Source organism: Janthinobacterium sp. 61, from assembly GCF_002846335.1.
In the GTDB taxonomy this organism is placed as follows: domain Bacteria; phylum Pseudomonadota; class Gammaproteobacteria; order Burkholderiales; family Burkholderiaceae_D; genus Janthinobacterium.
The window spans coordinates 377,315-391,020 of record NZ_PJMQ01000001.1 but is presented as its reverse complement, the minus strand read 5'-3'; the positions used below and the strand labels follow the sequence as shown (position 1 = coordinate 391,020).

Sequence of the window (13,706 nt, the reverse complement as noted above, 5' to 3'; positions counted from 1 at the left end):
ACCGCCTCTTTCAGCATCGATTTTTCCACCCAAGAAATTGGCAAGGCGGTATGATTTAACCGCTGTATCCGATTTGAACCTAGTCAGCATCACCGAAGGTGCAGCAAACGCTGGCATCGCAGAGTACATCCGAGAAGGCCGGAAGCAATGAGTCCAGGCAGTGTGGGGCATTCCCAGCGGCACGACGCCGCCATTTTGATTGTCGATGATGCGCCGGCCAACCTTGAGCTGCTGCGCAAGCTGATGAGCGAACAGGGTTATCAAACCTATGTCGCCACGTCCGGCGAACGGGCGCTGGAGATCGCCCAGCGCGCCCATCCCGACCTGATCCTGCTCGACGTGCTGATGCCGGACATGGATGGCATCGAAACGTGCCGCCGCCTCAAGCAGCATCCGCTGACGCAGGGCATTCCCGTCATCTTCATGAGCGCCAGGACAGAAACGGAAGATGTGGTGGCCGGTTTCGACTGCGGCGCCGTCGACTACATCAGCAAACCGCTGCGCATGGCCGAAGTGTGTGCGCGCGTGCGCGCCCAGCTGCACATCCGCAGCAGCAATGAAACCCAGCAGGAACAGGCCGAGCGCCTGCGCACCATCGTCAACAACATGGCCGAGGGCTTGCTGATCATCGAGGCGGACGGGCGCATCCAGTACACCAACCCCGCCTGCGACCAGTACCTGGGCTACCGCGAAAACGAACTGGCCGGACGCTCGATCGCTGAACTGCTCAGCCCCTTGGTGACGCAGGAATACCTCGATTACTTCACCATGTACGCAGCCAATCCGGAGACGGCGCACAACCACGGCACGCGCGAAGTGGCGGTCCGCCACCGCAACGGCGCGACGCTGAGCATGGACCTGACGCTCACGCCCATGTATCTGCGCCAGCCCCTGTATATCGGCCTGCTGCATGACATCACGCACCACAAGCAGTCCGAGAACGCCTTGCAGCGCGCCGCCTACCTCGACCCACTGACAAAGATCGCCAACCGCCGGCATTTCGACAGTTTCCTGGAAAAAGAGTGGCAGCGCGCCGTGCGCGGCGCCGCCGCCCTGTCGCTGGTGGTGCTCGACGTCGACCACTTCAAGCTATACAACGACAGCCTGGGCCATCCGGCCGGCGACAGCTGCCTGCAGCAGGTGGCGCAAGCCATCGCCTCGCATGCCGCCCGCCCGGGCGACCTGGCAGCCCGCTACGGCGGCGAGGAATTCGTCATGCTGTTCGCCGACACGGACGCCGACGGCGCCCTGCATCTGGCAGAAGCCATCCGCATGCACATCGAAGCACTGCAACTGCCGCACCCCCGCTCCGCCACCTCGCCGTGGATCACCGTCAGCATCGGCGTGGCGACCATCTTCCCGCACCAGCTGGACGACCGCGAAGCGCTGTTCGTCGCCGCCGACCGCGCCCTGTACGTGGCCAAGGAAGGGGGGCGCAACCAGGTGCGCGCCACGCATTCGGGCAGCATGGCCCGGGAAATGGTCAAGGCGCTCGTCCAGCCCTAGACACCTTCACCTTCACCTTCACCTTCACCTTCACCTTCACCTTCACCTTCACTTTTCAGGATAGCCGGTAATGTCGGCGATCTCGCGGTACAGGGGCTGCAGCCGCGCGTACATCTTCTGGTACACGCGCCGATACAGTTGCTCATAGACCTTGCTGTGTCCGGAGTTCGGCTGGAATACCTTGCCCTTGCGCGTCATGGCTTGCACGGCGGCGGGAAAATCCGCATGCCAGCCCAGCCCCACGGCGGCAGCGATGGCCGCGCCCAGGCCCGAACTTTCATACACGTGGGCGCGCGCGGCGGGCAAGCCGAAGATGTCGGCCGTCAGCTGCATGGCCGCGTCGCTTTGCGAGCCACCGCCCGCGATGCGCAGCTCCGTAATGGCAATACCGCTGCGCCGCTCGATGCGCTCCTTGCCTTCGCGCAGCGCATACGCGAGGCCTTCGAGAATGGCGCGGTAGATGTGCGCGCGCGTGTGCACGTCGCCAAAGCCGATCATGGCGCCTTTCGCTTCCGGGCCAGGCACCTTGATGCCAGGGCTCCAGTACGGCTGCAGCATCAATCCCATGGACCCGGGCGGCACGGCCTCGACCAGACGGTCGAACAGCGCCTCGGCGGACAAGCCCGTGCCATCTTCGGCGGCCGCCGCCCGTTCGCGGTCGCCGAACTGCTCCTTGAACCAGTTGACCATCCAATAGCCGCGAAAAATCTGCACTTCCGTACTGTAGGCGCCCGGCATGGCGGCTGGATACGGCGGAATAAAGCGCGTCACTTCCACGTAGTTGCGGTTGGTCGTGTTGATGGTGGCCGTGGTGCCGTAACTGAGGCACGCCACATGCGGTTCGACGCAGCCGGCGCCCAGCACTTCACACGCCTTGTCGGCGGCGGCCGCCAGCAAGGGCGTACCTTCAGGGATTCCCGTCGCCGCAGCGGCAGCCCTGGTGATGGCGCCCATGCGCGTGCCCGGCGTCACCAGCTCCGGCAGCATGGAACGTTGAATCGCCAGTGCCTGCCACTTCCAGTCGAAGCGGCCGGCCCAGGCGTGGCGCTTGTAGTCGAACGGGATGTAGGCCACCTGCGAACCCGTCGAATCGATATACTTTCCGCAGAGGCGGTGATTCAGAAAACCCGACAGCAGCAGGAATTTGTGCGTGCGGCGCCAGATATCGGGCTGGTGTGCCGCGATCCAGTTGATCTCGGCCTCGCGGCGGAAGTACGCGATCGTGCCCTCGAGGCGCGTGACGCGGAAAGCGGCGCGCCACCAAGGCGCCAGCCGGGGAATCTGGCGCGTGCTGCGCTGGTCCAGCCAGGTGATGGCGGGACGCAGGGGTACGCCATGTTCATCCACGTTGACCACCGTGCCGCGCTGCGTGGTCACGGCCACGCCTACGACCGACGATTTTTCAATGACGGTGCTGCGCCACAGCTGCTGGCACGCTTCGCACACGGCTTGCCAGTAACCGTCGGCATCATGCTCGGCCCAGCCGGGATGCTCGGAGAAATACGGATCGAGGAACACTTGCGCCTTGGACGCCAGCTTGCCATCCCTGTCGAACAGCAGCGCGCGCACGCTTTGTGTGCCATTGTCGATGGAGAGTATATATGGGCCATTGCCCGCTACGGAGTCCATGGTTATGCCACGCTGGCCAGCGCGGAGCGCAGCGCCTGCAGCAGCGCCTGCGGATCTTTTTCCGGCTGCGCGCTGAACACGGGCGCTTCCCAGTCCTGCCCGCGCACGGCCACCACGCGCAAGCGTCCCTGTTCGCTCCAGGCCGGATACCAGCCTACGTCGACGATGTCGCCATTCGCGCACGTGATTTGCAGCAGGTCTTCCCCCAGATCGTCGACGAGGACATCCACGGGCTGGCGCAGGTCCAGCAGCGACAGGCTGTCATAGGTGATGCGGGCCTCGCCCAGCACCAGGGGCTGGCCAAACAGGATGGTCTCGATGATGCTCTCCTCTTTTATATTTTTATCTTTGCTTCAGTTGCCTTGCGGCACGCTGTAATGACTGCGCCACAGTGCCAGGTAGCGCGCCTGTTCCGCCTCCCAGCACGCATCGTCCCAGCCCAGTTCACGCTGGCAGATGGCACGCAGGCGCGGCATGATAGCAAGCGCGCCGCCGGCCAGCTGCAAACCGAGGCGCGTGCGCCGCAACAACAGGTCGTCCAGGTGCTGCACGTCCTCGTTGCGCGCGCCCCAGCGCAGCTGCGCCCACAGGGTCTGCGTGCCGGGAATCTGCTCCAGTTCGCCGTCGTGCGCCGCATCGCACAGGGCTTGCGCGGCCGCGCCATGACGGCCCAGCAGGCGCGCGCGCTGTTCGCCATCGAGCAGCAAGGCCTTGCCCGACAGGGGCGGCGTGGCGTCAAAAATAGGCAAGGGCTTCAAATCCGCCTGCCAACCCGGCAGCAGCGGCGCGGCGCGGCGCAGCGCGTCAAGGGCGATCACGCGAAACGTCGTCAGCTTGCCGCCGGCCACCGTCAGCAAGCCGTTTTCCAGCCATAGCGCATGTTCGCGCGCTTCCTTCGACGGGTCAAGCTGGCCGCTGTCGATGACGGGCCGCACACCGGCAAACGTGGCCAGCACATCGTCTTCGCCCAGCGCCAGCTGCGGGAACTGCCAGCGCAGCGCCGTCATCAGATAATCGAGTTCGCCGCGCGTGATGGCAGGCTCCAGGTCCAGGCTGGCGCCGTGGTCGACATCGGTGGTGCCCACCAGGGTCACGCCCTCCCATGGATACGCAAACACGGGACGGCCATCCTGCGGGTGCATCAGGCTGACGGCTTGCGCCAGCGGCAGGCGCCAGGCAGGCAGCAGCAGATGGCTGCCGCGCAGGGGCCGCAGCTTCGGCTTTTCTCCCACCTGGCCGCGCAAGCCGTCGGCCCAGGCACCCGTGGCGCTGATCACCAGGCGCGCGCGCACGCTGCCTACCGCGCCGTCGAGCGCATCGTGCAAACTGGCGCCGACGACCTTGTCGCCCTCGCGCAGCAGTGATTCCACGCCCAGGTAATTGAAGGCCACGCCGCCATGGCGCCGCGCTTCCTGCAGCACGCGCAGCACCAGGCGCGCGTCGTCTGTCTTGGCATCCTGGTACAGCATGCCGCCTTGCAGCCCTTCGCGCTGGACGTGCGGCGCCAGCATGGAAAAATCGACGGCATTAACATAGCGGCGCGCGCGCCGGCCCGCCATCACGTCATAAATGGCCAGGCCCAGCATGAATTGGCGCCGCCCCGGTTTTCTGCCGGCGTAGTCGCCAAAGGCAAAGCCCTGCGGCTCGACCAGGCCCGCCGCATCCGTCAGCAAGGCTTGCCGCTCATGCACCGATTCGCGCGTCAGCGCGAACTGTCCCTGCTTCAAATAACGCAAGCCGCCGTGCACCAGCTTCGAGGAGCGGCTCGACGTACCCCAGGCGAAATCGCGCTGCTCCACCAGCAGCGCCTTCAGGCCGCGCCGCGATGCTTCCAGCAGGATGCCGGCGCCCGTGATGCCGCCGCCGACGATCAGCACATCCCAGTCGCGCGCCAGGAGGCCAGGCAGATCCGCCCTGTTCACAAGCCGCTCCCCGCCTCAGGCAGCAGTTTGCCGGGGTTCATCATGCCCTGCGGGTCGACCTGACGGAACAGCGCGCGCATGGCAGCGATGCCCAATTCTCCCTTTTCGGCGGCCAGCCACGGAGCGTGGTCCGTGCCCACGCCATGCTGGTGGCTGATAGTGCCGCCATTGGCCACGATGGCGGCGCAGGCGGCGTCTTTCAAGGTACGCCAGCGCGCCATGTTTTCTTCATACGTATGCGCCAGCCGGTACACATACGTGGTGTAGACGCTGGCGCCCTGCGCGTACACGTGCGACAGATGCGTGTATGCGTGCACCTGCTCGCCATGCGCCGCCAGCGCATTGGCGCCTGCCTGCTCCAGTGCCGCCATCATCGCCGTGACACGGGGCCAGTCAACGGCCGTTTCCACCGTATCGATGACATAGCCGTGTTCCCAGGCGCCATTGCGCAGGTAGACGTTGCGAAATCTCCCCTGCTTCCACTTGTCGCCCATGTGGCGTCCCACGTGCACGCCGTTGTGCCGCCGCGCCAGCGCCAGGGCGCCGCGCAGGGCCGCGCGCGCCGGTTTCGCATCTCCGCTGACGCCCACCATCAGCATGCATTTTTCTTCCGCGCAGCCGCGCAGGGACAGGTAGCGCTCCAGCAGTCCCACCAGTCTTTCATGCCCGGCCAGGGTCAGCATGGTTTTCGTCTCGAGCGCGTTCGACAGGCGCAGCATGCACAGGGGCAGGCGCGACTGGGCCAGCGCCCGCACGGCCGCCTGAGCCTTGCCCCAGTCGGCGAAAAACACGGCATGGAATGCTTCGTAGGGCGGCAGCGGCGAGACGCGCACGGTGGCCTGCGTCAGGATGCCCAGCCGCCCCTCGGAACCAAGCACCATTTCGCGCAGGTCGATGCCGGCCGCCGAGGCGGGAAACGTGGGGATGTTCATGGTGCCGGACGGCGTTTCCACCTCGCCGCCCGCGAACAGCTGCTCGATGCGGCCATAGCGCAGCGATTGCTGGCCCGACGAGCGCGTGGCGATCCAGCCGCCCAGGGTGGAGTATTCGAACGACTGCGGATAGTGGCCCAGGGTATAGCCGTGCGCGCGCAGCTGCGCTTCCAGGTCGGGGCCATACACGCCCGCGCCAAACGTGGCCAGCTGCGCTTCGCGGTCCAGGTGACCCAGCGCAGACAAACGCCGGAGGCTCAGCGCCAGCACGGGGCGCGGCCCCGCCGCCACCGTCAGGTGCCCTGCCACGCTGGTGCCGCCACCGTGGGGTATCACGGCCACGCACGCCTGGCGCGCATACTCGAGCAGCTGGCGCACTTGCAGCGCGCTGTCGGGAAAGGCCACGCCATCGGGCACGGCGCCGATGCGACCGTGGCGCAATTTAAACCAGTCGGGCAGGCTTTGGCCCAGCGCATGACGCACACGCGTGGCGGGCGTGGTATCGATCAGCGGATGCGGCGCCAGGCGCGACGCGGGCACTTGCGCGCAAACGTCGTCCATTGTGGCGTCCAGCATGCCGCTGCCCGGCCCAAGGCGCTCGCCCAAAAAAGCCAGTGCCTCCGCGCTCAGCGCATACGTGACGCTCTCGTCCCCCCACCCATTCCAGCGTTGCATCGACATCCCCTGTGTTTGGCCAGTTGCGCGCCACGGCGGCTTGGTATACTGTCCTTGCCTGATTTTCTTGCTAGATCAATAGCATATGCCGCCTAAGACGAAGGGTATTGGTTTTTCATGACAATTGCATTGTTCCATCATGCCAGGCATTGACAGCCGCGACGCGGAAGGCCGGGTCGCCGGCGCCTATCTGCAGCCGCTGCTCGAAGCGGCCGGCGCGCACGGCATCACTGCCACCATCTTGGCAAGCGCGGCCGGCGTGGCGCCGCACAGCCTGGAAGCGACAGCGGCCAGTCTGGCCGCGCACGACTACGTGCGCCTGCTCGATGCGGGCGCGCAGCTGGCGGGCGACGCGCATTTCGGCCTGCACGTGGGCCAGCGGGTGCGCATGGGCACTTACAGCGCGTATGGCCTGATTTTACTCAGTTGCAGCAACGTGGGCCAGGCGCTGGAACAGACGGCACGCTATGAACGTCTGGCGCACGACCTGGGCCGCTCGACCCTGCAGCGCGATGGAGCTCTCGCGCATTACCGCTGGACCAGCCACTATCCGGGCGCCAGCCGGCACCTGGTCGACAGCGTCTTTGCCGGCATACGCGTGTGCGGCGACTGGCTGGCGGGCATGCCGTTGCCGCCGGCGCAACTGGCGTTTACCCATGATGGCGGCGGCGACTTGCTGCGCCACGCCGCGCACCGCGACGAATACGTGCGCGTGCTGGGCAGCCTGCCCGCCTTTGGCGCCAGCGCCAACACGGCCACCTTTGACGCGCAATTGCTGGACTGGCCCGTGCCGAACGCCGACGTCAGCCTGTACCCCGTACTGTGCCAGCATGCGGAACAACTGCTGGCGCAGCGCCATGCCGCAGCAGAGAGCGGCGGCGCCATCGAGGCGCAGGTACACGCGGCCATCGTGGCCGGCTTGCGCCAGGGTTCGGCGCGGCTGGCCAGCGTTGCCGCCACGCTGGCCGTCACGCCGCGCACCCTGCAGCGCAAGCTGGCCGACGCGGGCACCAGCTTCCAGGCCCTGCTGGACCAGACCCGCTACGGCCTGGCGCGCGATTATTTGCGCGCACCGGATTTGTCGCTGGTCGACATCGCCTTCCTGCTGGGCTACCAGGAACAAAGCGCCTTCAATCACGCGTTTCGCACCTGGTCGGGCACCAATCCCGGCGCCTGGCGCCTGCAAGAAATGCAGGCAAGGCAAGCCGGTTTGTAGGCGTGCGCGGGCCATGCCTGGCGCGTTTTCTGGCTATACTGGCATAGTCTGAATTCCACGATCACTCCAACCCGCAATGCAAAGGATTAATATGCAACTCAAAGACAAAGTCGCACTGATTACCGGCGCCGCCAGTGGTATCGGCAAGGAAATGGCCATTGAATACGCGAAACAAGGCGCCAAGGTGGTCATCGCCGACCTTGCCCTGGAAGCGGCCAGCAAGACGGCCGAAGAAATCAGGCAGTCGGGCGGCCAGGCGTTTGCCGTCGCCATGGATGTCTCCAGCGAAGCACAGGTCGACAAGGGCGTGGCGGATGCCGTGGCCCACTTTGGCGGCATCGATGTCCTGATCAGCAACGCAGGCATCCAGATCATCAGCCCCGTCGTCGACTACCCGTTCGATCAGTGGAAAAAGATGCTGGCCATCCACCTGGACGGCGCTTTCCTTACCACGCGCGCCTGCATGCGCGAAATGATCAAGGCGGGCCGCGGCGGCGCCATCATCTACATGGGTTCCGTGCATTCGCACGAAGGGTCGCCCTTCAAGAGCGCCTACGTTGCCGCCAAGCACGGCTTGCTTGGCCTCGCCAAGGTCGTGGCCAAGGAAGGCGCAAAAGATCACATCCGCGCCAACGTCATCTGCCCCGGCTTCGTGCGCACGCCGCTGGTCGACAAGCAAATCCCCGAACAGGCGGCCCAGCTGAACATCAGCGAAGAAGATGTGATCAAGAAAGTGATGCTGAAAGACACGATTGACGGCGAATTCACCACCACGCAGGACGTGGCGCAAACGGCCGTCTTCCTGGCAGCCTTCCCGTCGACGGCGCTGAGCGGCCAGTCCATCGTAGTGAGCCACGGCTGGCACATGCAGTAACACCTGGCGTTTACGGCAGGCGGCGCCGTCCGCCTGCATCACCGCAACCGAAGGACTTCCCCATTGCAAGACAATACTTACCGTCACCCGCGCGCGGGCTGGCCAGGACGCCTGTTTGCCGCGCTCGCCAACTGCACGCACTTTGCCAACGTGCGCCAGGCTGTCATGTCCCGCCTGCCTTTCCTTACCCTGCACAGCGACGTGCGCGACGTCGTCTACGTGAGCTGGCTGGTGGACGCCCGGGCAGCGCAGCGGCTGTTGCCCGCCGGCGTGACCTTGTGGCAGCGCGACGGCAAGACGCCGTTTACCGTGCTGACCTACCGCCACGGACATTTCGGCCCTGCCCTGCCAGGCCCCTTGCGCCGGCTGCTGCCATCGCCCCTGCAAAGCAACTGGCGTTTATATCTGGACCACACGCCACGGGGAGCGCCCGCCGTGCCCTGCGTGTTTTTTTTGAAAAACATCATGGATGGCTTGCCACATGCGCTGGGCACGCGGCTGTTCAGCGATATATTACCGACGCACCTGGCCGACAACATGACACTGGAAGTCAGCGCCACGCAGGCGCACTGCAGCATTGCAGGCGGGACCGGCAGCGCCCCTGCGCTGGATGTGCAGGCAGACATCACCGCGAAGCATGATCTTGATGCCGACTGGCAAGCGCTGTTCGGTAACTGGCACGATGCCGTCGCCTTCCTGGCTTGCCAGGATGCGGCCATCGCGCACGTGCCGCGCAACGGCAAGCTGGTTTTCGGCGAAATCGACCTGCCCGTTGATGTGGATCAAGTGCAAGCGCTGACGGCCTTGCGCGCCGACTGCGGCATGCTGGGGCAGCTGCCGCCCCTATCCAAGCCATTTGCCTTTCTCGTACCGCAAGTGGACTTCAAGGCGCTGTCAGAGCGCCTGCTGTAGCGCGGCGGCGCTCCGGTGCGCGCAGGGGCTTGGCAGGGCCCGCCTGCCCCCGGCTCCGCCGTTCCAGCTTGAACAAGGCCATGGCTTGCTCCAGCTGCAAGGCCTGGTCTTGCAGCGACGCAGAGGCGGCCGCCGATTCCTCCACCAGCGCCGCGTTCTGCTGCGTCACCTCGTCCATCTGCGTGACGGCCATGTTGACCTGGCCGATACCATGGCTCTGTTCTCGCGAGGCCGAGGCGATCTCCTCCATGATGCCATGCACGCCCTGCACGGCGCCCAGCATCTCGGCGCTGCTGGCGCCCGCCTGTTGCGCCAGCTTCGCGCCCGCCTGCACCTGGGCCAGCGATGCCGTGATCAATTGCTTGATTTCCGTGGCCGCCGACGCACTGCGCTGGGCCAGGCTGCGCACCTCCCCCGCCACGACGGCAAAACCACGTCCCTGGTCGCCCGCGCGCGCCGCTTCCACGGCCGCGTTCAGGGCGAGGATATTGGTCTGGAAGGCAATGCCTTCGATAATGCCCGTAATGTCGCCGATTTTCTTCGAAGATGCGTTAATTTCCGCCATCATGCTCACCACCTGGCCGACGATCTCGCCGCCGCGCCCCGCCAGGCCATGCACCTTGCCCGCCATGTCGCTGGCTTGCACGGCGTTGCCGCTGTTTTGCTGCACCGTGGCCGCCAGCTGCTCCATGCTCGATGCCGTCTGCTCCAGGGCCGATGCCTGCGCTTCGGTGCGACCCGACAAGTCCATATTGCCGGCGGCAATTTCCTGGCTGGCCATGCTGATGCGCAGGAAATTGCCACGCACATCGCCGACGATGGAGTGCAAGTTCACGCGCAACTGGCGCAAGGAGCGCAGCAGCTGCCCCATCTCGTCGCGCCGCGTGGTGTCGAACTCGCCTGTCAGGTCGCCGCCTGCCATCACGTCGCAGGCCTGGCGCGCCTGCTGCAAGGGCTGCAGCACGGCGCGGTACAAGCTATGCCAGAAATACAGGGCCGCGCACAAGGCCACCGCGGACAGGCCCGTCAGCCAGCCGCCCGCGCTTGCCGGCAGCACGCCCACAGTCCACGCCAGCTGCAGCAGCAGTACCAAACTCAGCAAACCCAGGTTCCAGCCAATGCGCTTGCCCAGCGCCAGGTCGCGCAAGCTGAGCACCTTGGCCAGCCAGCCCGTGCGCACCGCCGCGCCCTGGCTGATGACGATGCCATCGGCCTGCCCCGCCTTGATGCGCGCGTACAGGGCGGATGCCTGCGCCACCTGCTGGCGCGTCGGTTTGGTGCGCACGGACATGTAGCCGACAGCCACGCCATCCTCGACCACCGGCGTCACGTTCGCCAGCACCCAGTAGTAATCGCCATTCTTGCAGCGGTTCTTGACCATGCCGCTCCACGAACGCCCTGAGCGGATGGTGGCCCAGAAATCGGCAAACGCTTCGACCGGCATGTCCGGATGGCGCAGAATGTTTTGCGGCGCGCCTATCAACTCTTCCCCACTGTAACCGCTGACGGCGATGAAGTACGGGTTCGCATACGTGATATTGCCTTGCAAGTCGGTAGTCGAGACGATGGTCTCGGTATCGCTCAGATTGATCTCGGTATCGCTGACGGGAAGATTGAGTCGCATGGTCACATCCTCAGAGGTAGCCCGTACGGTGACGGGTAAGCGGACAAGGCACAGTCGCCAGACAGGAAAACGGACGCGGCACTGGCACCCTTATTTTAATATTTTGTTATTAACAAAATATACTTTATTCCAGCCGTGGCTTGCGCTATGCCACGGCTGGTTCGCCGGCCCAGTAACGGTCGACGTCCAGCAAGCCCCACCGCTCCGCGCTTTCCGTGGAAACAACGCGCTCTTGGCAACCTGGCGCCGCCAAGTCAATGACGCAGGGTGCGATACAGGTGCCGGCGCGGATGGAAAAAAACACGCGTACCGTGGGCGAAGTCAGCGTCTTGCCCGCCGCCTGCCCCACCACCACGGCCAGGCGCTCCGATTGCAGGCGCACCAGGGTGCCCAGCGGATAAATGCCCAGGCATTTGACGAAAGCGGCAAACAGTCTCGCGTCCAGATGCCCGCCGCGCCAGGCCGCCATGCGGCGCAGCGACTCGGCCGGGCACCAGCCCTTCTTGTACGGCCGGTTCGAGGTGATCGCGTCGTACACGTCGCAGATGGCACCCATGCGCGCATACAGGCTGATTTCCTCGCCACACAAACCCTTGGGATAACCGCTGCCATCAAGTTTTTCATGGTGGTGCAGACACACGTCCAGCGCCACCGGATCGATATCGCCCACCTCGATCAGCATGCGATGGCCGGCCGCCGCATGGGCGCGCACGGAGGAAAATTCCACTTCGCTCAGGCTGCCCGGCTTGTTGAGGATGGCGGACGGTACGGCCATCTTGCCGATATCGTGCAGCAAACCCGCCAGGCCGGCCGAGCGCACCTGCTCGGGCGCCAGACCCAGTTCCCTGGCCAGCGCCGTCATCAGCGCGCACACGGCCACCGAATGCATATACGTGTAATTGTCGGCGGTCTTCAGGCGTGCCAACCCCAGCAGCACGTCGCCACCGCGCAGCACCGAGGCGGCGATATCATCGACCAGCTCGTAGGCCTGCGCCGCCGACAGGGCCTTGCCCATGCGCGCCTCGTCGAACATCGTCTGCACGGCCTGGCGCGAGCGCTCCAGCAGGCGCCGGGCGTGCGCCATTTCCTCTTCGCGCGAGCGGGCCGGGCCAGCATGGGCTGCGGGCGCGGGCGCGGGCGCTGCATTTGCGACTGGCGGTTCCACAGCAGCGAACGATGCGCATGCCGATGCCGGTTCCGCCAGCGCCAGCCCGCGCGCCGTGTCGATCCACACCTCGCAGAGGCGTGCCGCGCGGATACGCTCCAGGTCAGCCGGCGACTCGAGCAGGAAGGAACGCGTCCAGAAAGGGGTATCGAGCCAGGAGCGGCCGAGGCGCTCGACATACATTCCCAGTACCAGTTCATTACTCGTTATTTTTTTCAGCAAGGCGACTCTCCAGACATGCACATTGCGGCATTTACTTTTGCATTATCAATATCATACGCCAAAAATAATGATTAAAACAAATAAATTAGTTTATATGGCGAAATCACAACAAATTCAGCAATAATCACCAATTCTATCACTTTCATTGCAAACAAGTAATTAATTGATAAATTTATCAATTAATCCATATTGATTGAAAGGGATGCTGGCGCTATAGGGGAAGGAATGTCTGCCTGCCGCCGGGCGCATGTCTGATGGACGCGCAGCAATGCCCGGGCAGGAGTGTGGGAATGAGGTGCGGGAATGCGGCCGCTGGCGCGCCGCACTTTGATACGTGAGCGGTGTGACGGCCGGCAGCTTAACGCGGCACGTAACGCCAGTTGCCGCTTTCCAGCATGAAGGTCAGTTCCGTCTTGATGCCTTCCGGACGACTCGGCACGCTCAATTCCGTATCGCATACCAGGTAGCCAGTCTTGCGCTGGACATCGCACTCGTTGACGACCTTGACCTGCATGGTGCTCTGCGCTTCCTGCATCTGCACATCCTTGGCCGCTTCCGGATTGCGCGCCACTTCTTCCTTGGCCCAGGCGCGTATCATCGCTTGCGCCTCGGCCGGCGAGGGTCCCGCGAACTTGGCGTTCTTGCGCTCGACGCCGACCCAGGTGCCGCCCTCTTTACGCAGCGGCAATACATTAAAACCGTCGCGCATGCCGGCGCTCATGGCGACCAGGCACACCACTTCGTTTGGCACTTCCAGCGAATCCTGGCAACCCTGCAGGCTCTTGACCTTGACGGCGATCGGTACCGGCATAGCCGATTGCATCTTGGCTTGGGTCTTGGCCACGCCCGCCTGCACGGCAGCCTGGATTTGCTCCAGCGTGGGCATGGTGGCGGCATGGACCGGCAAGGCGGCGAACAGGGCGGCGGCGGTCAGGGTGAGAGTAGTCAGGCGCATGGGTATCGAGAGTAGTCGTCAAAGGCCGGCAGTCTAGCACTTTGCATAAAAACAGCTGTTTCTGTAAGAAAACA

General features: G+C 64.7%; 11 protein-coding genes. 4 read left to right on the top strand and 7 right to left on the bottom strand.

The features are described 5' to 3' along the window. Positions 1-147 precede the first annotated feature (147 nt). On the top strand, positions 148-1,506 hold the full coding sequence (locus tag CLU92_RS01810) for a diguanylate cyclase domain-containing protein (RefSeq protein WP_101480481.1): 1,359 nt from the start codon (positions 148-150) through the stop codon (positions 1,504-1,506). Between the two features lie 48 nt (positions 1,507-1,554). Here CLU92_RS01810 and CLU92_RS01805 read toward each other — a convergent pair whose 3' ends face one another. From CLU92_RS01805 to CLU92_RS01790, 4 genes are all read right to left on the bottom strand, one after another. Next, positions 1,555-3,135, bottom strand: a complete 1,581-nt coding sequence (locus tag CLU92_RS01805; RefSeq protein ID WP_101480480.1) for an FGGY-family carbohydrate kinase — start codon at positions 3,133-3,135, stop codon at positions 1,555-1,557. 2 nt (positions 3,136-3,137) lie between these two features. Beyond that, positions 3,138-3,425 (bottom strand): hypothetical protein, encoded by a 288-nt coding sequence (locus CLU92_RS01800; protein ID WP_101480479.1) that lies wholly within the window; start codon positions 3,423-3,425, stop codon positions 3,138-3,140. A 63-nt stretch (positions 3,426-3,488) separates the two neighbouring features. Beyond that, positions 3,489-5,057: a glycerol-3-phosphate dehydrogenase/oxidase gene (locus CLU92_RS01795; protein WP_101480478.1), complete on the bottom strand. Its 1,569-nt coding sequence runs from the start codon at positions 5,055-5,057 to the stop codon at positions 3,489-3,491. Further along, positions 5,054-6,664, bottom strand: coding sequence for an FAD-binding oxidoreductase (locus tag CLU92_RS01790; RefSeq protein ID WP_101484446.1), 1,611 nt, complete (start codon positions 6,662-6,664; stop codon positions 5,054-5,056). The genes CLU92_RS01795 and CLU92_RS01790 overlap by 4 nt, the downstream gene beginning before the upstream one ends. Positions 6,665-6,803: 139 nt before the next feature. On the opposite strand from CLU92_RS01790, the gene CLU92_RS01785 reads away from it, so the two are divergent. From CLU92_RS01785 to CLU92_RS01775, 3 genes are all read left to right on the top strand, one after another. Then, positions 6,804-7,880, top strand: a complete 1,077-nt coding sequence (locus CLU92_RS01785) for an AraC family transcriptional regulator (RefSeq protein WP_101480477.1) — start codon at positions 6,804-6,806, stop codon at positions 7,878-7,880. A 91-nt stretch (positions 7,881-7,971) separates the two neighbouring features. Beyond that, a complete protein-coding gene (locus tag CLU92_RS01780; RefSeq protein ID WP_101480476.1) occupies positions 7,972-8,754 on the top strand; it encodes a 3-hydroxybutyrate dehydrogenase in 783 nt (260 codons plus the stop codon). A 63-nt stretch (positions 8,755-8,817) separates the two neighbouring features. Next, positions 8,818-9,666 carry a DUF2071 domain-containing protein gene (locus CLU92_RS01775; protein ID WP_101480475.1) on the top strand — a complete coding sequence of 283 codons (849 nt, stop codon included), beginning with the start codon at positions 8,818-8,820 and terminating at the stop codon, positions 9,664-9,666. Here the strand turns inward: CLU92_RS01775 and CLU92_RS01770 are convergent. From CLU92_RS01770 to CLU92_RS01760, 3 genes are all read right to left on the bottom strand, one after another. Further along, positions 9,638-11,290 (bottom strand): PAS domain-containing methyl-accepting chemotaxis protein, encoded by a 1,653-nt coding sequence (locus CLU92_RS01770; RefSeq protein WP_101480474.1) that lies wholly within the window; start codon positions 11,288-11,290, stop codon positions 9,638-9,640. The genes CLU92_RS01775 and CLU92_RS01770 overlap by 29 nt on opposite strands. A gap of 145 nt (positions 11,291-11,435) precedes the next feature. Further along, the gene (locus CLU92_RS01765) at positions 11,436-12,677 is read right to left on the bottom strand and encodes an HD-GYP domain-containing protein (protein WP_101480473.1); all 1,242 of its coding nucleotides are present in this window, start codon (positions 12,675-12,677) and stop codon (positions 11,436-11,438) included. A 358-nt stretch (positions 12,678-13,035) separates the two neighbouring features. Beyond that, complete coding sequence (locus CLU92_RS01760) at positions 13,036-13,632, bottom strand: hypothetical protein (protein WP_101480472.1); 597 nt, start codon at positions 13,630-13,632, stop codon at positions 13,036-13,038. Positions 13,633-13,706: the final 74 nt, after the last annotated feature.